The organism is Bifidobacterium hominis (assembly GCF_040095915.1).
Classification (GTDB): domain Bacteria; phylum Actinomycetota; class Actinomycetes; order Actinomycetales; family Bifidobacteriaceae; genus Bifidobacterium; species Bifidobacterium hominis.
The window spans coordinates 1-21,698 of record NZ_JBBMFR010000006.1; the positions used below are offsets into that span (position 1 = coordinate 1).

A 21,698-nucleotide genomic window follows, 5' to 3' on the forward strand; every position below is an offset into this window, starting at 1 on the left:
AACCCGGAAGCTAAGGCCTGGCTGCGGCGATGGTACTGCACTCGAGAGGGTGTGGGAGAGTAGCGCGCCGCCGCATTGAATTTAGGAATATGAGGATCCCCGGTGGAGCTTGGCTCCCGGGGATCTTTTCGTATCCGTGGGGTTACGGGCCTTCCCGGCGGGAGGATTCCTCCACCGGGTGGACGGAACGGGACGCGGGGAGGCTAGCTGGCGGGCGTTTTCCACCACCCGCTGGAAGAATCCGGACTACTGCTTATCCAACCAAGCATGCAATTTCAGATGATTGAGTGCGGTGTTGGGGTCATATGTGTCATCTAAACGTCCCTGATACATCGCTATCAATTCGTCGCGGCGTCCTAGTGCTTCCAAAGCGGCCTCTCGAATCGTCTCCCACTCGTAGGGCACTACCTCTTCGGGGAACATCATCGTGACCTGATTAGGTTTGTCTCGCAATACCAGATCGACAAAATTGAGCAGATCCTGCCAACGCTCGGCAGCAATCAGACGTGCCGCATACGCATCGGCGAGCGGTTCGGAAGTATGGTTGTCACGCAGGAAACGATCAGCCTCATCAACATCACCACTAATTCGCAGCAAGTCATGCCGCAAAAACTGCACGGCATGATCGAACTGATTCTGCGCGGCCTGCGCAATCTCCTTTTCCGAAAGCAAAGCAGGATCAAGCATCGCAAGATTATTCAAATCTTCGGCAGACAAAGCATCCGCATCTTCAAACAAACTCGAATCGTTTTTCATTTGCGCAACAGACTGCGAATCAGTTTGCATGTCGCGGCTGTCAGAATCATCGGCCGAGTTTGACAACGTCAAAGCAGACGAGGCGAAATCACTCATCGTGGCAATGCCCTTATTCAACGCGTCGTAAGCGAACATGCGCGTATCATCCCACTGAGCGAACGATAATCCGCACGAGAGTAGTTCAACCATTTGCATGGCGTTGAGTCGAAAATCCTCATTGCAAGCCACTTGCGTGATGATATTCAGCGCCTGCTCGCCGGTCATGGGATCTGCATTGCATGCCACCGCATCCATGTACACGCGCACGGTCTGAATCAGATCCTTCAAATAGTCGAAACCCTCATTATCACGGTCGGCCACATTGCCAACGAAACGAGCCGTCATTTCCACGGCCTTGGCGAGATTGCCGACAGCATCCAGCCAGCGTGTGCTTACGATGGCATTGCCGACCACCGCGTCCACGCCGGAAAGCGCCTGCGAATCAAGATGGAACGTTGGCATGTCAATTCTTGGAATTTCCACACCGGTATCGGTGCGTTCGGCTGTGGGCACCATGGCGGCGATGGAATCGAAATACCACTGCATGGGCATACTGATTACCATGTCCGCGTCGGAAAGCTGTGCTACGGGCACATTATTGCGGTTTTCGGCGTCTTCCTGACTAGCTTCACGGATCATATGGTTCCATAGGAACGTGGGACCGTCGAATTCGCCGGAATGCAGCCAGCCATTGTTGATGTACTCGGTGAGATCTTCGACTTCCTGCAGACGATTGATCCTACCGTGTTCGTTGCTCATTGCATGCCTTTCCTCAAAACGTGGATTGCATGTGCCGTGTTGGCGATGACGCTTCGCGGAACAAGACATATCCTTATTCAGCCTATATCATGCTGCCGTTGTTGCGAATGCTCTTTTTGCACGTGTCGAAGTGATACAGCTTAGAACGCGGCATTGCCGGTGAGGTGACGGTAGAGTTCGGGATCAACCGGTTTTATGAGTTTCAGTGTGGAGATCACAATTTTCGATTGGGTGCCATCATCCGCAATATTCACTGATTCGTGCGCATCGTTGACGGCCACTGCGGAACCGACATAATAGTAGGATTTCTCCTTTTCCTCGGCCTTACGTCGAATAAAAATGGGAACAAAATGACGATTCTTCCATTCCGACGTATGCTCGGTTCCATCAAGCAGCCATTTGAATTCCGGAGATTGCAAAGAACGATTGTTTTTGCTGAACCATTCAATTTCTCCAGGATTCAAGAAACGATCGCCATACTGGCTTGCCTCATATTTAATGAAGATCGGCAAAGAATTCGTGTCGGTGTCAAGCTTATATCCGCCCACATTCTGCGGAATCTGCTCATCCTTCCACGCGCACAATCGCATGACATCGGCAAGACTATATTTCTCGCCATATATGAACCCATGATCCGGCATGATGCGACGCTTGCGAGCTTCCCTTGACAGTGCAAGCGCATTGAACAAGCTGGCTTCGATGGTATCTGTAAAGAACGTTCGGAATGTTGCGTGATGCAGCATTGACTCGCATTCCTGGGTCAATGCATACGATTCATTGTCGCACATACAAACCAAAGAAGTATTGCCGAAACGAGTGCGATTCGCACTTGTGAAATACGAATAATTCAACGTGGAAAAAGCAGAACCGCACTGCTGAATATTATTATCGACATACGGAAACAGCGTAGACAATAATGTTTGCAAATCAAACAAACTCAAGCTGTGCTGTGTGGAAAAACGTTCAAACAGTGACGCATCATCGTCGGAGCAATCCGGATTGATGCGACGCCAATCCAAATCGCACAACACCGCAAGAATCAGCGACTCATGCGGGCGCAAACCACGCAACTGAGTCGCAGTCAACATTTTCAGCACACCAGACTGCGCGTTTGACACCGGTTCAAGCTGCTCCACATACGAAGCCGACGCATGCTTGCCGCGCGACAGACTCTTCTCACGAGAGACCACGAACGACAGATAATCGTTATTCTTCGAAGCCAACGTGAACACTAAAGACGCATCGCGATGCGCGAAATCCATCAGCATCGGAATACGACCCAACTCATAGCGCATCTGCTGATACTGCTTGCTCAGCAGCTTCATATCCGACAAATCAGCGGTATCGAGTGAAGCGAGCACGCGCTCGCGGGCGATTTTATCGAAACTGATCGAAGAAATGCCGATGGACTCGCGTTGAAGATTCTTACGGGCCACATCACGATCGCCAGTATTGCCATACAATGCGATCGGAATCAAATAATTATTGGCGTAATTGCCAATAAAATCAATCACTACAACCGAATCTTTACCGCTTGCCTTACGTAAACCTCGGCCGAGCTGCTGTGTGAAAATAATGCTCGACTGCGTTTGACGAAGCATAACAATTTGGTTGATATGAGGAATGTCCACACCTTCATTGAATAAATCAACGGTGAAGATATAGTCAAGTTCGCCATTTTCCAGCTGTTTGACAGCTTCGTCACGTTCAGCTTGCGAGTTTTCGCCGGTAATGGCTTTCGTGCGATACGGTCGTTCCGCCTGCTGATTCACCTGCTCGTTGAACATGGCGGACAGACGTTTCGCCTCATCACGGCGAGAACAGAACACCAAACCGCGCACATCGGTTCCGGCTTCGCTGTAAATCTGGATTTTGTCGATGATATAGCGCACGCGATTAGGGTCGGTGAGCTGTTCGAGCCAACGGGAAAACTCAGTGCGATCCTTGTCTGTCATGGAATTAGCGGAAACCTGCTGCCCCATAAACTTGCCGTCCGGCGCTTCCTTGATATATTCGCCAACCCCGTAATAGTGGAACGGGCAGAGCATATCCTCTTCAAGCGCCTTCTGCAAGCGAATCTCATACGCAACGTTATTGCCAAATAATTCAAAAATATTCGCACCGTCAGTACGTTCCGGCGTTGCCGTCATACCAAGCATGAAATCAGGAGTGAAATAATCAATAATTCTCTTATATGAATCCGCGGCGGTATGGTGAACTTCGTCGATCAAAATATAATCGAAATCGTTTTTGCTGAATTGTGCAAGAATTTCCGGACGAGACATGGTTTGCACAGTGGCAAACACATATTTACGATCATGCTCTTTACTTGTTCCGGAAAATAATCCAAGCTCAGCATCGGTGCAACGAAGCACTTTCTGATATGATTCCCGCGCTTTTTTGAGAATTTGTTCCTGCTGGGCGATGTACAGCATGCGATTCGGCTTATATTGGCGCACGTCGAATGCGGACAGATACGTTTTGCCGGTGCCCGTTGCCGAAATAATAATCGCACGGCTTTCGCCCTGTTTGCGCAGTTGCACAAGATTCATCAACGCTTCGACCTGCATGGCATTCGGGGTGATGGCTGCGTCGGAATCGTTGTTCTGCCTGCGATTCGGCTGACGAGGCGGTGCGTATTTCTTGAAATCTTCCTCGTATAATGCAAGCCAAGCGTCGGTGAGCGGCTTGGATTCGCTGATTTGCAAATCGATTTCCGCTGCGAGCTGCTCCGCGAGACCGCTATTGTCTGCGGTGGCGACTTTCAAGTTCCACTCGCGATTGGAATTCAACGCGTTAATGGTGAGATTCGAGCTGCCGATATACGTGGCATACAGCGGCTCATTGCCTGCGGAATGGCGGAATACATAGCCTTTCGGATGGTAAGGATAATCCGCCGTTGCACTACTTGCTTGTATGTCTGTTCCTTCTATGGTTTCTGAGGCTTCCGTGATTGCTTCCTGCTGTCCCGGCTGCCAGATCTGCACTTGAATGCCGGTATCCTGCTGTAATTTCAGCAGTTCTTTGAATGCTTTCGGAGAATTAAAATAGTTGAATGTCGATGTAATAATGCGACCTGACTCATGATTGTTGTTATCTGCAAAATCAAGAAAATGCTGTTTTAATGTCTGTACCGCACCCTGGCTGACGAACGCGACCGACATGTCAAAATCCTGACTGCGTTCCAGCTCCTCCTTGAGAGCCTTTTCCATGGTTCGTCCATCATGATTGACGATCAACGTCGGCTCATATTCGGAATTCGCGTTCTCTTTTTTCTCAACAAAACCCGATATGACGGCTTCGACCAGAGAGGAATCGGCCATGTAAATCACTTCCTTGTTTTCATGCAAGTCACGTGTTTTTCGTATCGCAATGCGTTGTGAAATTCGGTGCTTTCACGAGATGGTCGGTTTGGTTGAAGAAAAATCGGGTTTTCTCAAGTCCATGATGGAAATGCGTTGAACGGCATCGCGGTCGGCGGGAGCCCAATCCAGAGTCGGCATATCTTGGGGATTCAGCCAGCGGATTTCCTGATGCTCGGTCAGTCGGGGAGCGCCGTTAAGTAAGTGGCAGATGAACGTTGTGAGTACAACAGTGCCGAAGTCGTAATCATATGAAGCGGTGCACACCTCGCTGCCGATTTCGACTTCGCACAGCAATTCCTCTTCGATTTCGCGGTGCAACGCCTGACGTGCGCTTTCGTGAAGTTCGATTTTGCCGCCGGGAAATTCCCAATATCCAGCCAGCGTCTTGCCTTCGCCACGGCGTGCGCACAATACCATGCCATCTTTGATGATGGCCGCACCTACAACATTGATGATCTTACGTGGCATTGGGTTACCTCCCTTGTCAAAAATCAGATCCAGGATACAACGGGGGGCGATCGCGCCAGGCCCAAAAGATTGAAACAACATAAAAGGTGGCGAAGTTTCTTGGTGTTGTGAATTTTTCGGTAACAAATAAAGTGGTACAATATCTTGTACAATCATAGGAGGTTATGGGTAATGGTTACAGCAATCGCATACAGTAATTTTCGCAAGGAACTTAAGTCCTACATGAGGAAGGCAAACGAGGATGCCGACGCGATCCTCGTTACGAATTCAGACCCGAAAGACAATATCGTCGTAATGAGTGCTAGTGACTACGACTCCCTTATGGAGACGCTGCATATCTATGAGAATCCTTACCTTATGGACAAGGTACAAAGGGGATTGGCTCAAGTTAAGTCAAGGCAGACTATTCGTCATGACCTGATCGAGCAAGAGGGGGAATAGTGATTCTCTCGTGGACGGAAGACGCATGGGATGACTATCTGTACTGGCAGAGGCAGGATCCCAAAACTTTCAAGCGAATCAACTTGCTGATAAAAGATGCCATGCGATCGCCTGCTGAGGGCATCGGCAAACCCGAACCTCTTAAATGGGCTCTTCAAGGAGCATGGTCACGTAGAATCGACTCGGCGAACAGGCTCGTCTACACAATCGACGATGATGGCATCACCATTCTCTCCGCCAAAAGCCACTACAGTAAAGAATGGTCATGATCCGACCTCACAAAATGGGTGAATCGTGAGGTCGGGAGGTTCATCACGCAAAGCGGGGCTCAAGAAATCAGTAGAGCTCCTTCCAGACGGGCATGAATGCATGCTCGTGCCGATAGGAGAGCACTGCTTTGTGATATTCGCGGAATCCTTCCGGAAGAACCAGGATCCCAAGAGCCTGGTCCGGGTGGAATCCACGAAATCACAACAAGCTTCCAAGCTGAACCGGTCCATGAAGTGGAGTGAGGCTGCGATGCAATCGCTGTCCTGTCCGGAGGGGATGTACTTCAGTCCGTATATTTGCGATCCCAAGAACTCCGATATGGGGGCCGTGGCGTAAGAGGGTGCGGAGCTTTAGAGCTTTCCCGTCGGGCCAGGGAATTTCAGGATCCAGTCAGCGTCCCTCCAGCGGACTACGGCCTTTCGACCGGTGTTGCCGGAATAGAACCTTCAGGACTCGGGCAGATCCTCGAAATCGGCAAACCTGATCATTACCTTTCCTTAACCTCAACCAATGAAGCAACGTGCGTTACGCGCACAGTATAGGGCATGCAGACATTGGCGAAGAGCTGGAGATGATCTTTGGAAGCAAAAACTTTCACATCACGTATGTCACGCTTATTTTGCTTGTTGGGTGTAGCGGCAGTTCGGGAAGCCGGTGCATCCGTAGAATGAGCGGTTCGGATCGTTGCGATTGTGCCGCAAACTTAGGGCTTCGCCGCAATTCGGGCATTGTGGAGGAAGTTTGACTCCTCGGAAAATGTTCGGGCAGATCTTGCTATGCAATTCATACATGAATCGCGACGGGCGGGTCTGATCCACGATGAAGAACAGTTTCTTCTTGCATCGGGTCATCGCCACGTAAAACAGTCGCCGTTCCTCCGCATGTGGGCATCTCTCCACTTCCGGCAGTAGCAGACCAAGCAGCGGCTCTTCGGGAATCGTGCTTGGAAAACCTTTCAATCCACCGGAACAGCACAGCAGAAATACGAAATCGCGTTGCAATCCTTTGGAAGCATGAGCGGTCATGAAACGAATATCCATATCCGGTTTTTCAAGAAAACGAATATTCCCAATGCTCTGGTCAATGGAGAACAGACCGTCTTTATCGCAACGAATCATGAGATTGATGTCACTGCGATACCGGCCAAGCAGCAATACGGACGCGGTTTTCGGTAGTTTACGCAACTGTTCGACAATCACATTGAATCGTTCTTCCGCAGTATGCCCGCCAAGTGCTTTCAGCGAATAATCCTTCTTATCGCTGGGATTATGCAAGTGTTTGACATACAGATTGGTGTCGCGCATCACGAATGTTCCGCTTGCGTCGATGAGACTCTGTCGGAAGCGCCGTGTGGTGGTGATTTGGAACATGCGGGTCGGACCCCAGTCGCGCCAAATTCGGTCGAAATCGAGAATGAGATGAATGTCGCTGCCTGCGAAACGATAAATCGACTGCCAATCGTCGCCAACGCAGAACAATGAGAAATCATGTTGCAAGCGAAGCGCGCGGATTAGCTCATAACGCGGTCGTGACATGTCCTGATATTCGTCAATCAGCACATATTTATATGGATGACGGTACGAGCCATTATTGACGCAACTGATGGCATCAACGATCATTCCCGGAAAATCAATACCATTATTGGTTGCGAAATTCTGCACATAGGCGTGATAAAGCGGTTCTATGAGCTGCAGCATCTCACGATTGCGACCGATGTTTTTACCGCCATAACGTTCGTTAAGGGTTTGCATTCCGGCAATGTCAATATTGTTTGATCGCATGTGCTGAATAATAGTTTGTGTGGTATCGATAAGATTCTGACGATATTGATTGAATGCATAATCGTCTGTTGGAAGCTGGAAATTCTCAAGTCGTGCAGCTGTGGAATATTTATCAAGCAACTGTTGCGACATAAGTTTAAATGCCAGAAGACGATAGGAAACATTGTGTTCAAGCAGGTATTCAAATGCGTTACGCACCACATTGTTTGACGTGTGCCCGTCAATAATTGGACGATTGGCAATGGTGGAGGAACGGCAGATTTCCAGTCCGAGACTATGGAATGTGCATGCGCGAATGACTTTGCCGGTGCTTTGCGTGATGCGGCTCGACATTTCGTCGGCGGAAGCTTTGGTGAACGATAGCACCAGAATCTCTTCGGGAGTGGCGGTTCCTGTGTTCAGCAGCCATGCGATATAGCCGACGATGGTAGTGGTTTTGCCGGTTCCCGCACCTGCGAGCACTAGCGTATTGTGACCAGCTCCGGCGATGGCGCTGATCTGCTCGTCGCTTAACTCATGCTTTTCGATTTTGCCGATGATATTTCGCGCCCGTTCGATCTGCTCGGCAGGGAGCATTGGTTGCGGCATAAGCTTCTGAGCCGGTTGTGAATTGGCATGAGATTGCGCTCGCGAACGATTCGTTGTGACAGAAGTATTGCGAGCTGTGGTTTGTGTTTGCGCGCGGTATGACGATCGCGCCAACTGTGATGATTGGGATGGTTGCGTAAGCTGTTGCGTTTGACGTGATTGTACAGTGGACTTGCGTTGCGTCGTCTGCTGTTGCGTGGGATTGGGAACGTTTTGCCGCGCAAGCTTGGGCCCGGGCTGAGTCGCCGTTTTGGAGACGGGCGGTTCTCCAATAAGCGCGTTCATGAACTTGCTCAGCAATCCCATAATGTTCCTCCTCAACCAGTGCAAGGAGAAATTATATGTGCTGCCAATGAATGCTTCAGCGTCGGCTGTGTGAACGGAATCGCAATTCGCCGACGCTGAAACTAATATTGGAGCTTAACGTTCGAAGGGATAGGTGAGGTTCCAGTCGCGGCGCAGGGAGTCCATGAGTTCCATGATGCGCAGGGTGTCTGCGTGGGGCATTTCCTCGCATTCGGTGCGACCGTCGATTACGGCCTGTGCGGCGGCCGCCACCTCGTATTCGTAGCCGGTGAGCTGGGCGGGAACATCGTAATGTGCAACAACCGTATGATTGCCGTCATACACGTCAATCGCCTCAACATTATTAATGTTCTGGCACACCATATAACCATCGGTTCCCCACACGGATCCCGTGCGGTCGCTATGGCACAGAATCGAACTTTGCGCGGTCGCCATCACACCGTTCTCGTAATAGAACGTCATGGAATTATGCGCATCCACGCCGGTTTCGTACGCTCGCATCGACGATTCAATGCGAGCGATCGGCGCATTATGCATGATCATGTCGATGAAATTGATCGGATATACGCCAACATCCAACAATGCGCCACCGGCAAGCGCGGGATCAGTGATTCGCGCCTTCGCGGTGGTGGGGTAACACAGGTTCGCATCGATCGCCTGTATTTCACCAATCGCACCGGAGGCGAGAATCTTATCGATAATGGCGCGGGACGGCATGTATCGCGTCCAAATCGCTTCCGCGCATAGCATGCCGGTTTCTTTTGCAACGGCTAACATCTCACGGGTCTGTGCCGCATTCGCGCCGAATGCTTTCTCCACCAGCACACCCTTGCCGGCTTTCATGCACAATATCGCCTGTTCCGCATGCAGATTGTGCGGCGTAGCGATGTACACCAAGTCCACGTTCGGATCGGCCACAAGTTCCTCATATGAACCGTATGAAACTGGAAAACCGTATTTCGCGGCGAAATCGGCCGCACGCACCGCATTTCGTGCGGCGACAGCATACGGTTCCACCAAATCCGCATAACGAACGTCTTCGGCCATTTTCACCAGCGTGTCAGCCATATGTTGCGCGATCCGGCCTGCGCCGAGAATCGCGACATGAATACGAGCCATATCAACTCCCATCTTTCGTAAGCTGCCTGAATAGTGTTGATTCATTTATATTGCTGCGTTGCAAGTTCCAGCGTACGCCATGCGTGATCGCAACGCGCGTTGATCCGTATCGCACTTGCATTGCGTTTTGTCCGGATGCTTTTCTGATTTGCCGTATTTTGCCGGATCTTGCCATAATGGTGTGCTGTGGTAGCGCAGGAACACGTTAAGAAGACCGGAAAACCTCGGAAATCCGCAAAAAAAGAGAAATACGAGCGTGGCACGAGAAGCTATATCATGTCGCATATCCGAGGCAAAGACACCTCCATCGAAATGATAGTACGCAGTTTTCTTTTTTCGAAAGGCCTGCGATTCCGCAAAAACGACAAGCGGTATCCGGGGCATCCCGACGTGGTGTTGCCGAAATACCGTACGATGGTGTTCATTAACGGCTGTTTCTGGCATATGCATGAAAACTGCCCGAAAGCCACACGCGTACCGAAATCGAATGTGGAATTCTGGAGTGCGAAACTGCTGCGCAACCACGAACGAGATGTCAGACAGCATGCCGAACTTGAAGCGATGGGCTGGAAAGTGATCGTGGTGTGGGAATGCGAGCTCGCCAAAAAAGTGCGTGAGGAACGGTTGGAGAGACTGTACTGCGACATCGTCGAAGCGTGATTCTTGCCGCTGGCGCATGATGCTCGTGGTTCCAGCTTTACACATGACATGTGATTTTCTGTTTTCGAAACGATACGCAACGGCGGTGGGACGGTACTTGCGATTTGTCGCGTCTGAAGAATACAAACGAACTATGGGAAATGCTGAGAACAGCGCGCTGCCGCAGATGTCGCACCGCGCCCAGATTGCTAATCCGTTCCGTGCCATGGTGTTTGGCGCGATGGCCGACGAGATGATCGCCGCAGGCGCCGATGTGGTCAAGTTGAGCTTGGGGGAGCCGGATTTCGGCGCTCCACCTGCAGTGCGTGATGCGATGCGCGAACAGTATGATGGCCGTCCATTGCCCTATACCGCTGCAATGGGCTTGCCGGAATTACGTCAGGCGATTTCCGATTTCTACAAGGAACGCCACCATGTGAGCGTCGATCCGAAACGTATTGCAATCACGGCCGGAGGTTCCACGGCACTGCTGCTTGCCGCCGCATTGACGGTGAACGAGGGTGACGAAGTGCTGATCGCCGACCCGTCGTACCCATGCAATCGCGAACTGGTCCGCGCATTCGGAGGCAAAGTCGTGGACGTGCCAACGAACGCGGACACCCGATTCCATCTCACACCGGAACTATGCCGCGAATACTGGTCGGATCGCACCAAAGCGGTGATGATCACCTCGCCGTCGAACCCGACCGGTACCACCATCGCCTTCGACACCCTGAAATCCGTGTGCGATCTGGCGAAAGAACGCGGCGCATGGCGCATCGTCGACGAAACCTACCTTGACCTAGCCGACCGCGAACCGGACGGCTCCGACGTGAAATCCGTGCTCGCCTGCGATCCGGACGCCATCGTATGCTCCAGCTTCTCCAAGTTCTTCGGCATGACCGGCTGGCGCCTCGGTTGGATGGTCGTGCCTGAATACGCGCTCGAAGCCATGGACGACCTCGCCACCAACTTCTTCCTATGCGCGCATACTCCCACCCAGCATGCGGCGCTCGCGTGCTTCACTCCGGAAACGTTGGCCGTGTGCGAGGAACGTCGTCAGGAGTTGCTGGATCGTCGTCGCATTGTGGTCGACGGATTGGCTGAGATCGGTCTGCCGCTGGAGGTTGAGCCGAATGGCGCGTTCTATGCGTATTTCAATATTTCCAGCACTGGTCTTGACGCGTGGACGTTCTGTGAGCGTGCGTTGAAGGAAGCGCATGTTGCGTTGACGCCTGGTCGTGATTTCGGCGAGGCGACCGCGGACACGCATGTGCGACTGTCGTATGCGGCCTCGCGCGAGGCATTGCGTGAAGGTTTGAAGCGGCTTGGCGATTTTGTTAGCAAGCTTCGTGGCTGATTCCTGCATGACTTGTTGAGACTGTTGTTTTGCGGTGAAGACGGTTCCGTGCGATGGAAACATCGTGTGGAACCGTTTTTTGTATATGTTTTTTCTGTTGATTGCAATCGTTGTTTCCGCCCTATAAGAGGGGTAAGCACCCCTTTCTTCCTGACTTGAGATAAGAAAAATGCAAAGGTTGTCAATGGTATGTCGCGCAACATGTTAAACGCTTCAGTAACTATGCTGTTGAATCATGGTCGGTTTGCATTCGCATGCCATGCGACTCGGCGTGCTTGATATTGGTTCGAATAACTGTACACATGCTCATCGTCGGCGTGGCTCCCGGAACTCGTTCTGAACCTGAGATAAGCGCCAAAAGCATGGTGTGATGGTGTGGCCAAACGTGTTGCGACACGCCGTGATTTGGTGATTGAGGCATGTGTGCGTATTATTTCATCTTGCGGTGATCAGAGCCTAGGTGAGACGCCCGGTCCCATTCCGAACCCGGAAGCTAAGGCCTAGCACGGCGATGGTACTGCACTCGAGAGGGTGTGGGAGAGTAGCAAGTCGCCGCACTTAAACTTTTTTGAATCCCGAGTTGAGCGTCGCTCCTCGGGATTTTTCATTATGCGATTCGCACAAGTCCAATTATGTGCGAAGGCGAATCCGGCGATCACTGATGGCGGCGCTCAGGCAGCGAAAACCACCAACAGAACAATGCCGTTTCAACAAAAATGATGGGTAGCGGTATGAGCCACCACCAGCCTGTGGTGCCGAATTCGTTCGCGGGCGCAACAATCCAAGGATGCGAGCCCAGCCACCCCAAGAATACGGCTATGGTTGATCCCAACGACATGGTTATTCCTAAAGGTCTGAACAAACGCATGAGCTGGAATCGTGATGCACCGAATTCTTGAAGCATCCAGCGTAATGTTGACTGCGTTTGACGTGTTGATATGGCCAATGCGGCGAATGTCAGGCCGCTGATAATTGTGGCCAAAGCTGGTATGGCAATGGCGCGTGCCATGTAGGAGCGGTAAGAGGTGGTGTCGTGTTCGGTAATGAATGCATACCCACAACGGTTAATGATGTCGGATCGAATCGAATCGCGAACGCCGGAAGCGATTGACGGGAAATCAGTAATAACGAGAGTATGCCGGTTGCTCGGTGCAAGTCCAAGCGTCTTTGCCTGCGGTGAGTCGATTCCAAGAACCACGCCGGGCATGGTGTAATCATTGAGCAGCGAGTCGGTGCCCTCGGTGGGAACTTGTGCTGCCTGAGTTATTTTTTGGGTTGCGGGATCGATGAGAATGATGCCAGTGTTGCCGCCTTCGGCAATATGAACGTCGTTGGTTTTACCGGCTAAAGATGAGTTGCTATCAACAAGCATGACAGTGGTTTCATTATCGGAATCTGAGTAGCAATCCGCATCGTCGGAACCATGTTGAATGACGCAATCGTAAGCATGGGAAGTCGCGGCACGGACCAGATGCCGGGATTCATCCGGTGCCGTAAGCACGATGGCTTTGTCTAGAGTTTCGGGATATTTGCCGACAAGATAGTTCAAGTCATCCTGAGTCAAATAATCGGCGATGAACAGCCCATTATCCGGATTGCCTGTCGCTATCATCATTTGCCCGCTGAACAATGAGCTGGCACCTAACAATAAGAGTGCCAATGCGCATACTGGGGCAGACAAACTTCGTGTACGTTCTATCGCATTGCATTGTGCTGGCGTGCGGAAAAGCCAAGGCAGTGAAAGGAGCAGCGGTCCCAGAGCACAAGCCCCCATGACCGAGCCCACTGATCCGCCAAACGGCCATGCGGCTGCATGATAACGTTCTATCGCCACACAAGAAAACATCAGAACGGCCGAGGAAAGAATGATGTACCATAATGCGTTTCTGGTTGTGATGTCATGCTTAAAGGACATGCGGAAGAACAAAACCAACCATGTCAAGCATAGCGAGCACAGCAAAATCGCTGCGACAAAAAAGATGGACAGCAGGGAAGTTGCTGATGGTTGCCATTCCCAATATTGGGCGAATATGTTGCCTATGGTCCTGTAACTAAGACCGAATACCGCATATCCGGCCGCGATGCCAATTGCGGCTCCGGGTATTGTGCAAATAAGCAATCCTCGAAACACTGTCCATCTGCTGGTGGTGAGGGGAAATCCGCAAGCTACCAGAGCTTCTACCACAGCATCTCCGGAACACTGACCTGCTCGGAAGAATGCCGTCATTACTGCGATATGTACGCACAGCAAGCAAAGGAACAGAACTATTCCGTACCATTGGCATCCTGGTAGATCGCGAGTACGAACCGTTTCTTCGGCATTTCGTATTGTCGATTTGATGTATCCGATATTGACATTTTTGGTTACGCTCTCTTTTGCGACTTCTCCCTGATTTACAGTAGCGTCATCGTCGGTGAGCCACATTTGTATGTTTTGGAGATTGTCTTTGGAAGACACTGCTGTTGCGTACACGGTGTTGGTGTTCGCAGCATCGACGGTGATGCCAATGAGCTTATAGTCGCTTGATAATGCGGAATCGTCACATTGCACGGTGACTATATCTCCCAGCTGGGCGTCAATTTGTTCGGCTGCGGCCCGAGACAGGGAGATTTCGTTTTTTTGCGACGGCTGATGCCCTTCGATGAGCGTGCCATATCGTGAGGGGCCTGTTAGGAAAGTTATGTCTGCGATGGTGTTTCGTGAAGAGCCGCTGGCGGAGGTGAGGCCTACTGATCCTTGTGTGGATTTGACGCCGATGGCCTTACCGTTTTGGACTTGTTGCCTGAGTTCTTCGGCTACATCGTTGCTGCCTCCTGAAATTTGGTACGTGTACCCTCCGGATTGACCTGCTGCGCCTTCTTTGGCGGCCTGTACGTATAGATTCAAGCTGTTCAAGGCCACCACGGGTAGCATCGCCGACAATAATGCCACCACAAAGAGTGAGATGGTGAGCATCGGATGGAATCTCAAATATCCAGAGGTAACGTGCCTCGTGATTCCAGTGCTGTGGTAAGGCATGCCATTCATTGCTCCACCAACTTGTGATCCTGAATGCGAACAATGCGGTCACTGTGCTGCGCGACCGTAGTGTCATGCGTTGCGATTATGACAATGGATCGCTCTTTGTGGGCAATATCTGAAAGCAATGTTGCAATTGCCTGCGTATTTTCCTCATCAAGCGCGCCGGTGGGTTCATCCGCGAGAATCACACGTGGTTTCATGGCGATCGCGCGTGCGATGGCCACACGTTGCTGCTCTCCTCCTGACAATTGGTCAGCCAAATGGTTTGTATAGCCTGCTAAATGCACTTCTTCAAGCAAGTTATCGATTGTGTTGTTTTCAGTGCGGGAAGTTTCCTTAATCTTGGTTTGTCCGAGGTTCTTATGCGTCGCTTCAAACGCCAACATGATGTTTTCTCGCACGTCAAGATATGGAATGAGCCTGTAATCCTGAAATATGCGCATGCATAAAGATCCGAGAAGTTTTTTTCGATCAATGGAATTGACATTTGTGCCATCAATGGTGACGGAGCCAGTGTCTGGTTGTAAAGAACCGTCCATCAAACGCAGCAAAGTGGTCTTTCCTGAGCCGGAAGGTCCCATTATTGCCGTTGTCGAACCTTCTTTGAATAATGCGCTCGCATTGTCTAAAATCAGACGTTTTCCATACGAAAACCCCACGTGGTCAAGTTCCAGCATGGAATAGCCCCCTCTCGGTATACATGAGCATCCATTGCTCTTGCGTAAGGCGTCGTACCCCCATTAGTTACGATTTCTTATGTGCCTAGCGTAATAGTATTTAATGGTTGGGGCAAGATGGTGATTTTTGTGTTTCGATTGTTTTTCGTTAAATTTATGGAGACGATTGCGACTATTTGCCAGCGAATGTGGAAGTTGGGGTACTATGAAGCCGCACTATTGCCGATGGCGTTCGTCATGAACTCGGTTTTGATGGCTGATTTGATGATTGATGTATTGACTGATGGAACGCAATGCTCATGTTGGAGGATGTATGGCACGGTCTGGTACGCCTACGAAACCGCGTACGGCGAAGGCGAAGGCTGTTAAGCCTATTCGCGCGTTGAAGAAAACTAAGTCGCATCGTGCGCGCAATCTTATATGCGGTTTTCTGGCTGGCATTCTGTCGATTGCGGCTTTGTTGGGCACTGTTTCGCACATACTGCCTGCTGAGATTCAGGCGTGGCCGTATGTTCCCATTATCGTTTCGTTGGTGCCTTGGTTTGCGATTCTTGCGGTGATTGCGCTGATTTGCGGCATTGTTTCGAAGCGAACAATGTCGGTATTGCTGGCGATTGCGGCGATCGCGTTGCAAGTATGGTGGCAGTATCCGTTTTTCTACAATGAGACGAAGCTTCCGCGTGCCGCGATTGCAGCGGTTTCGGGAGCGTCCGCCAATACGCAGGATGATTATGCTCGTTTGATGACATGCAATGTGTTTAAGGGTCGTGCCGACGCGCAGGAAATTGTCGATGTGGTGCGTAGCGAGCGTGTGGAAGTGTTGGCGCTACAGGAAACGACCGATGCTTTCGTGGACGAGTTGAACAGGGCTGGTATTGGCGATTTGCTGCCGTATGCGCAGGTTGCGAGTTCAGACGGCATGTATGGCAATGGTTTGTGGTCGGCAAGTCCGCTTGTTGATCCAGCTGATGATGATGTTGATTCGAGCGCGTCGTTCATGCCGGGTGCGACGGTTGCGTTCAATGATGGTCAGACGCAGATTCGTTTTGTTTCAGTGCACACCACGTCTCCGACCGATGGGTATTGGCAGCAGTGGAAGCGTTCGTTGGATGAGCTTGGTCGACTCCGGTACGATACGTCTCGTAGGTACGTGTTCATGGGCGATTTCAATGCGACCGACGATCATACGCCGTTCCGTAATTTCTTGGGAACGCGATTTACGGACGCGGCCAAACAGGCGGCTGGGGGATTGGTGTTCACGTGGCCTGCGAATATCGATTATGTGCCGACGTTCGCGGGCATTGACCATATCGTATTGGATTCCGGCATGTTGGCAGGTCAGGTCAAATCGTTGAAAATCGACGGAAGTGATCACAAGGCGTTGCTGGCAACCGTGCAATTCAACGTGTGAGAAGAGTGCCGGCGCGACTACGTATCGGCTGCGTATCTGCATAAAACAAAGTGCCCCAGATAGGAATCGAACCTACGACACCTTCTTTAGGAGAGAAGTGCTCTATCCACTGAGCTACTGAGGCAACGAATCTTCATTCTACACACATTCCGGACGAGTGTGGTGCCGAAATGAAGAAATCCGAAATTTACGCATGGCTGTACGCCACATAATGCCTTGTAAAACGTGTGGCGCACAGTCATGGAAAACGATATATTGGCGGTATTTTTGAGATGCTCAGGCCAGATTGTCTTGCGTTCCAGCAGTATTGGCCGCAGTGGCTTGTTCCGCCTGTGCTGCGTCAAGCTTGGCGCGCACTTCACCGAGCAAACTTTGGGCGCGCTTGGCGAGGGCTTCTCCAAGCTCCCACTGGCGCATGGACTGGTCAAGGTTGAGTCCGCCGGCTTCAAGCGCCTGCACTGCCTGAATGAGTTGATCTCGAGCCTCTTCATAAGGCATTTGTGCGATGGCTTCGCGTTCCTTGTCGGTCAGGCTGGATGCGGGGGTGGTTTCGTTGGTCATTGCTACTCCTTCGTTACGGTGGTGACTTCGGACACGATCACGCCGTGCTTCAATGTCATGGTGAGCTGATCGCCGGTGTTTACGGCATTCGCATCGTCGATTACGTGACCGTCCGCTCCCTGCACCACGGCATAGCCTCGGTTGAGGGTGGATTGCGGGCTGAGCGCGGTCAGTGAGGCGTGCGTTTTTTCGATGGTGAGACTTGCGTCGTCGAGAATGCGTGTCAAGCCGATTCTCATGCGGGTCCTTGCATCGTCGATAAGACGCTGATGCGGTTCCAGCATGGTGAGTGGCTGTGTGAGACTTGGACGGTTCGCATAGCCTTCAATCAGTCTTGTTTCATTGTTGACGGTGGCGTCGATGCGCATGCGCATGCGCTCGATGTTCACATTGATGAGTTGCATCTGCTCACGAACGTCTGGCACGACTTTCTTTGCCGCATCCGTTGGAGTGGATGCTCGCAAGTCGGCGACCAAATCAAGCAATGTCCAATCATCTTCATGGCCGATCGCGGAAATCAGAGGCGTATGAGCGGCTGCCGCGGCACGTACCACGTCTTCGTCGGAAAATCCGATCAGATCCTCAAAAGCACCGCCGCCACGGGCCACAATGATTACATCGACGTCGGGATCGGCGTCCATCTGTGCGATCGCTTTGGTCACATCGGAAGGGCACTGCTCACCCTGCACGTGCACATGCGTTACTTTGAAGTCGACGACAGGCCAACGCAATCTCACGTTGGTGATGACATCGCCTTCCGCGCGGGCCTGCGGAGCGCAAATCAGACCGATGCAATGCGGAAACTCCGGCAGAGGCTGCTTGCGGTCGGCATCGAACAATCCTTCGCCTTTAAGCTTCTTGCGTAATTCGTCGATCATGGCCTTCAGACTGCCACCCGCGCCGGCTGCGATAATGGCGTCGCCACGTAAAGACAGTGACGTGCGTTTCATCCACAGATTCGGTTTGCCATGGATGATGACGCGATCACCCTGTACAAAAGGCGTGGCCGCTGCGGCGAACTGTCCGAAGCCGTTGACCTCCAACGCAATGTCTTGATAATCGTCGCGCAACGTGATGTAGGCGCTGCCTTGGCGTCTGGTGTTGATCTGTGTGATCTGCCCGGCTACCCAAACCGATGGCCACCGTTCAACGGCCATATGGAATTTCTCGCTGAGCAGACTTACCGGCCAGGGGTTGTCAGCAGTGGTTTCGCCGGCCAGTCGCGGCAGCGGTTTGCTGTTCGGCTGCGCCGCCGGGGGTGTGTAATCCTGGTTCCAAGTCATGGTTCAAGATTCCATCATCTTGCGGACAAATGAAACACATGTTCGAATCGCGTGAGGGTACCCCGCCTTGTATAGTCCCTCTTCGGCGGGTGCGTCAAATCGACACTCGGGCGACACTCCGAGGTGAAATCGTTACCTTTGTCACACAAGTTAAGGAATGGCGGAATCAAGCCAAAAATGGAATATATAGTTTTACTGCCGGCGCGCCTCTACTACATTTAGTGCTGGCTATGGCGTAGAGTCTATGGACGTAGAAAACGTATGGCATGCGAAACAAAGCATGAAAACCTGGTCGGATGGGATTCGACCCGGAAAGGATGATGAATGGAAACGCAGGCTCTGAATGCCGTCTCCGCAACCGTTAAAACGGGAACCGGTAAGGTGCTCGTCGAGAAGCGCGACGGTCGTGTGGTCGACTTCGATCCGATCAACATCATCAGCGCGGTGAAGTCAGCCTTCGCCGACCTTGATAAGAAGATCGGGCCGCAGGAGGAACAGCTGATCCGTGATATCGCCAATCAGGTCGAAGCTGAAATCAAGGATCGTTACAACGGTCCCGCCAAGATCGAAGACATCCAGAATCTCGTTGAACACGGCCTGATCGAAGACCACCTGTACGATGTGGCGCGCACGTACACCAACTACCGTCTGAACAAAGACATCGAACGTGCCAAGGCCACCGACATCAACGAAGCCGTCAAGCGTCTGGTGAACCGTGACGAGGCTCTGGTGCGTGAGAACGCCAACAAGGATTCCAACGTCTACTCCACCCAGCGCGATCTGCTGGCGGGTGCGGTGTCCAAGGCGTCCGCCTTCTCCATGCTGCCGGACGCGGTTTCCAACGCCCATATGAAGGGTGACATCCACTTCCACGACGCCGACTACTCGCCGTTCACCGCACAATCCAACTGCTCTCTGCCGAACTACTGGGATATGCTCGCCAACGGTTTCACTCTGGGCAACGCGCCGATGGGATCGCCGAACAGCATTTCCATCGCTGCCACGCAGATTACCCAGATCATGAAGGACGTGGCTTCCAGCCAATATGGTGGCCAGACCGCCAACCGTGCCGACGAGCACTTCGTCGAATACGCGCGCAAGGATTACGACAAGTTCCTTGAGCAGGCCCATGAGATCATGCCTGACGACCTGCCGATCGAAATCGCCGAACGTCAGGTGCGCTTGGCCAAGGATGTCGAACCGAAGCGTCTGCATTTCGAAAAGGACCGTCCGGCCCTGCCGATGGACGAGCCGTTCAACAAGGATGCCAGCCGTTTGCAGCAGTTGCGTGAGGTGTGGGCGAAGATCCAGACCCGCAAGGCCATCTACGACGCCATGCAGACCATGGAATACCAGATCAACTCCAATCGTGTGTCGAACGGCCAGACCCCGTTCGTGACCGTTGGCTTCGGTTTGGGTACCGACTGGTTCGCCCGCGAAATTCAGCGTGCCATCTTCCTGAACCGTATCCGCGGCCTCGGTTCCGAACATCACACCGCCATTTTCCCGAAGCTCGTGTTCACCATCAAGCATGGTGTGAACGCCGATCCGGGCGATCCGAACTACGATTTGAAGCAGCTCGCCCTCGAATGCGCCACCAAGCGCATGTATCCGGACGTGATCTTCTACGAGAACATCGTGAAGATCACCGGCTCCTTCAAAGCCCCGATGGGCTGCCGTTCCTTCTTGCAGGGTTGGATTGATCCGGCGACCGGCAAGGACGTGGAAGACGGACGCATGAACCTTGGCGTCGTCACCGTGAACGTTCCGCGCATCGCACTGGAATCCCACGGCGACAAGGATCGCTTCTGGAAGATCTTCGACGAGCGTATGGCCGTGGCTCATCAGGCATTGCAATTCCGTATCATGCGTTGCAAGCAGGCCGCGCCGGTCAATGCGCCGACCCTGTTCCGTTTCGGAGCTTTCGGTCGACTCGGCGCCAACGACAGCGTCGACCAGCTGTTCCGCAACGAACGTGCCACCGTTTCCCTGGGCTACATTGGCCTGTATGAGGCGACCAGCGTGTTCTACGGCAAGAACTGGATGCGCGATCACGGCTGGGATCCGCAAGGCAAGGAATTCGCACTGTCCATCGTCAAGCGCATGAACGAGCTGTGCAAGGAATGGAGCGACGCGGAAGGCTACCACTATTCCGTGTACTCCACGCCGGCCGAATCCCTCACCGACCGCTTCAACCGTATGGACCACGAGAAGTTCGGCGAAGTGGAAGGCGTGACCGACCACGACTTCTACACCAACTCCTTCCACTACCCGGTCTGGCTGCAGCCGACCCCAATGGAAAAGCTCAACTACGAGAAGGACTTCCCGTACTACGCGTCCGGCGGCTTCATCAACTACTGCGAGTTCCCGTGCCTGCAGTCCAACCCCAAGGCACTCGAAGCGGTGTGGGATTACGCCTACAACATCGGCATCGGCTACCTGGGCACGAACACGCCGATCGACCGCTGCTACGATTGCGGATTCCAAGGCGACTTCGAGCCCACTGAGGAAGGTTTCAAGTGCCCGGAGTGCGGCAACTCCGACCCGGACCACTGCAACGTGACCAAGCGCACCTGCGGCTACTTGGGCAACCCGGTGCAGCGCCCGATGGTGCATGGACGTCACGAGGAGATCGCGCACCGCGTCAAGCATATGAGCGGCGAAACCGGTCATGTCACCTTGAGTGACGGTTCCGAACGTGAATGGTTCGAGGAAGCCAAGTAAGGGCCGCGTCGGTAGCAAACATAAACGAAATATGAAAGAGGGTGGGTTTCCACCCTCTTTCATTCTGTGACAATCATGAGGCAAGCAGCAATCGCAAAAACGCGACGTAACGGCAAAACGTGAAGGGGC

15 protein-coding genes, 1 tRNA gene and 1 rRNA gene are annotated in these 21,698 nt (G+C 52.3%); 7 read left to right on the forward strand and 10 right to left on the reverse strand.

Annotation, left to right across the window (positions count from 1 at the left end; all coding sequences use genetic code 11):
• Positions 1 to 246: 246 nt before the first annotated feature.
• From WMO36_RS05385 to WMO36_RS05395, 3 genes are all read right to left on the reverse strand, one after another.
• The gene (locus WMO36_RS05385; RefSeq protein WP_349077072.1) at positions 247 to 1,554 is read right to left on the reverse strand and encodes a DUF6880 family protein; all 1,308 of its coding nucleotides are present in this window, start codon (positions 1,552 to 1,554) and stop codon (positions 247 to 249) included.
• Positions 1,555 to 1,694: 140 nt separating this feature from the next.
• Positions 1,695 to 4,877: a DEAD/DEAH box helicase gene (locus tag WMO36_RS05390; protein WP_349077074.1), complete on the reverse strand. Its 3,183-nt coding sequence runs from the start codon at positions 4,875 to 4,877 to the stop codon at positions 1,695 to 1,697.
• Positions 4,878 to 4,949: 72 nt separating this feature from the next.
• Positions 4,950 to 5,387 (reverse strand): (deoxy)nucleoside triphosphate pyrophosphohydrolase, encoded by a 438-nt coding sequence (locus WMO36_RS05395; RefSeq protein WP_065440026.1) that lies wholly within the window; start codon positions 5,385 to 5,387, stop codon positions 4,950 to 4,952.
• A 171-nt stretch (positions 5,388 to 5,558) separates the two neighbouring features.
• Between WMO36_RS05395 and WMO36_RS05400 the strand changes: the two genes are divergently transcribed.
• The gene (locus WMO36_RS05400; RefSeq protein ID WP_065440025.1) at positions 5,559 to 5,828 is read left to right on the forward strand and encodes a type II toxin-antitoxin system Phd/YefM family antitoxin; all 270 of its coding nucleotides are present in this window, start codon (positions 5,559 to 5,561) and stop codon (positions 5,826 to 5,828) included.
• Positions 5,828 to 6,097 (forward strand): Txe/YoeB family addiction module toxin, encoded by a 270-nt coding sequence (locus WMO36_RS05405; RefSeq protein WP_065440024.1) that lies wholly within the window; start codon positions 5,828 to 5,830, stop codon positions 6,095 to 6,097. The genes WMO36_RS05400 and WMO36_RS05405 overlap by 1 nt, the downstream gene beginning before the upstream one ends.
• A gap of 615 nt (positions 6,098 to 6,712) precedes the next feature.
• On the opposite strand, the gene WMO36_RS05410 is transcribed toward WMO36_RS05405, so the two are convergent.
• Together WMO36_RS05410 and WMO36_RS05415 are read right to left on the reverse strand one after the other, a co-directional pair.
• On the reverse strand, positions 6,713 to 8,467 hold the full coding sequence (locus tag WMO36_RS05410; protein WP_349077077.1) for a UvrD-helicase domain-containing protein: 1,755 nt from the start codon (positions 8,465 to 8,467) through the stop codon (positions 6,713 to 6,715).
• A 420-nt stretch (positions 8,468 to 8,887) separates the two neighbouring features.
• The gene (locus WMO36_RS05415) at positions 8,888 to 9,892 is read right to left on the reverse strand and encodes a Gfo/Idh/MocA family protein (protein WP_065440022.1); all 1,005 of its coding nucleotides are present in this window, start codon (positions 9,890 to 9,892) and stop codon (positions 8,888 to 8,890) included.
• Between the two features lie 186 nt (positions 9,893 to 10,078).
• Between WMO36_RS05415 and WMO36_RS05420 the strand changes: the two genes are divergently transcribed.
• The 3 genes from WMO36_RS05420 (at position 10,079) to rrf (ending at position 12,449) form a co-directional block, all read left to right on the forward strand.
• Positions 10,079 to 10,552, forward strand: coding sequence for a very short patch repair endonuclease (locus tag WMO36_RS05420; RefSeq protein ID WP_349077078.1), 474 nt, complete (start codon positions 10,079 to 10,081; stop codon positions 10,550 to 10,552).
• A 133-nt stretch (positions 10,553 to 10,685) separates the two neighbouring features.
• Positions 10,686 to 11,891 carry a pyridoxal phosphate-dependent aminotransferase gene (locus tag WMO36_RS05425; protein ID WP_349077080.1) on the forward strand — a complete coding sequence of 402 codons (1,206 nt, stop codon included), beginning with the start codon at positions 10,686 to 10,688 and terminating at the stop codon, positions 11,889 to 11,891.
• Positions 11,892 to 12,332: 441 nt separating this feature from the next.
• Positions 12,333 to 12,449, forward strand: a 5S ribosomal RNA gene (gene rrf / locus WMO36_RS05430).
• Positions 12,450 to 12,546: 97 nt separating this feature from the next.
• On the opposite strand, the gene WMO36_RS05435 is transcribed toward rrf, so the two are convergent.
• Positions 12,547 to 14,847, reverse strand: a complete 2,301-nt coding sequence (locus tag WMO36_RS05435) for a hypothetical protein (protein ID WP_349077081.1) — start codon at positions 14,845 to 14,847, stop codon at positions 12,547 to 12,549.
• Between the two features lie 68 nt (positions 14,848 to 14,915).
• A complete protein-coding gene (locus WMO36_RS05440) occupies positions 14,916 to 15,590 on the reverse strand; it encodes an ABC transporter ATP-binding protein (protein ID WP_349077082.1) in 675 nt (224 codons plus the stop codon).
• 313 nt (positions 15,591 to 15,903) lie between these two features.
• Here WMO36_RS05440 and WMO36_RS05445 point away from each other — a divergent pair, with 313 nt between their 5' ends.
• Positions 15,904 to 17,001, forward strand: a complete 1,098-nt coding sequence (locus tag WMO36_RS05445; RefSeq protein ID WP_349077084.1) for an endonuclease/exonuclease/phosphatase family protein — start codon at positions 15,904 to 15,906, stop codon at positions 16,999 to 17,001.
• 51 nt (positions 17,002 to 17,052) lie between these two features.
• On the opposite strand, the gene WMO36_RS05450 is transcribed toward WMO36_RS05445, so the two are convergent.
• From WMO36_RS05450 to xseA, 3 genes are all read right to left on the reverse strand, one after another.
• Positions 17,053 to 17,125: transfer RNA gene (locus tag WMO36_RS05450), tRNA-Arg, on the reverse strand.
• Positions 17,126 to 17,277: 152 nt separating this feature from the next.
• Positions 17,278 to 17,562, reverse strand: coding sequence for an exodeoxyribonuclease VII small subunit (locus tag WMO36_RS05455; protein WP_003834114.1), 285 nt, complete (start codon positions 17,560 to 17,562; stop codon positions 17,278 to 17,280).
• 2 nt (positions 17,563 to 17,564) lie between these two features.
• Complete coding sequence (gene xseA, locus WMO36_RS05460; protein WP_118240328.1) at positions 17,565 to 18,845, reverse strand: exodeoxyribonuclease VII large subunit; 1,281 nt, start codon at positions 18,843 to 18,845, stop codon at positions 17,565 to 17,567.
• A 324-nt stretch (positions 18,846 to 19,169) separates the two neighbouring features.
• Here xseA and nrdD point away from each other — a divergent pair, with 324 nt between their 5' ends.
• Entirely contained in the window at positions 19,170 to 21,569 is a 2,400-nt protein-coding gene (gene nrdD / locus WMO36_RS05465) for an anaerobic ribonucleoside-triphosphate reductase (RefSeq protein WP_099571425.1), read from the forward strand.
• Positions 21,570 to 21,698: the final 129 nt, after the last annotated feature.

Bases quoted from the DNA above. Each gene is read 5' to 3' on its own strand.
- WMO36_RS05385 (WP_349077072.1), bottom strand. From the start codon at position 1,554: ATGAGCAACGAACACGGTAGGATCAATCGTCTGCAGGAAGTCGAAGAT.
- WMO36_RS05410 (WP_349077077.1), bottom strand. From the start codon at position 8,467: ATGCCGCAACCAATGCTCCCTGCCGAGCAGATCGAACGGGCGCGAAAT.
- WMO36_RS05440 (WP_349077082.1), bottom strand. From the start codon at position 15,590: ATGCTGGAACTTGACCACGTGGGGTTTTCGTATGGAAAACGTCTGATT.
- xseA (WP_118240328.1), bottom strand. From the start codon at position 18,845: ATGACTTGGAACCAGGATTACACACCCCCGGCGGCGCAGCCGAACAGC.
- WMO36_RS05455 (WP_003834114.1), bottom strand. From the start codon at position 17,562: ATGACCAACGAAACCACCCCCGCATCCAGCCTGACCGACAAGGAACGC.
- WMO36_RS05400 (WP_065440025.1), top strand. From the start codon at position 5,559: ATGGTTACAGCAATCGCATACAGTAATTTTCGCAAGGAACTTAAGTCC.
- WMO36_RS05395 (WP_065440026.1), bottom strand. From the start codon at position 5,387: ATGCCACGTAAGATCATCAATGTTGTAGGTGCGGCCATCATCAAAGAT.
- nrdD (WP_099571425.1), top strand. From the start codon at position 19,170: ATGGAAACGCAGGCTCTGAATGCCGTCTCCGCAACCGTTAAAACGGGA.
- WMO36_RS05435 (WP_349077081.1), bottom strand. From the start codon at position 14,847: ATGCTCACCATCTCACTCTTTGTGGTGGCATTATTGTCGGCGATGCTA.
- WMO36_RS05445 (WP_349077084.1), top strand. From the start codon at position 15,904: ATGGCACGGTCTGGTACGCCTACGAAACCGCGTACGGCGAAGGCGAAG.
- WMO36_RS05415 (WP_065440022.1), bottom strand. From the start codon at position 9,892: ATGGCTCGTATTCATGTCGCGATTCTCGGCGCAGGCCGGATCGCGCAA.
- WMO36_RS05390 (WP_349077074.1), bottom strand. From the start codon at position 4,877: ATGGCCGATTCCTCTCTGGTCGAAGCCGTCATATCGGGTTTTGTTGAG.
- WMO36_RS05425 (WP_349077080.1), top strand. From the start codon at position 10,686: ATGGGAAATGCTGAGAACAGCGCGCTGCCGCAGATGTCGCACCGCGCC.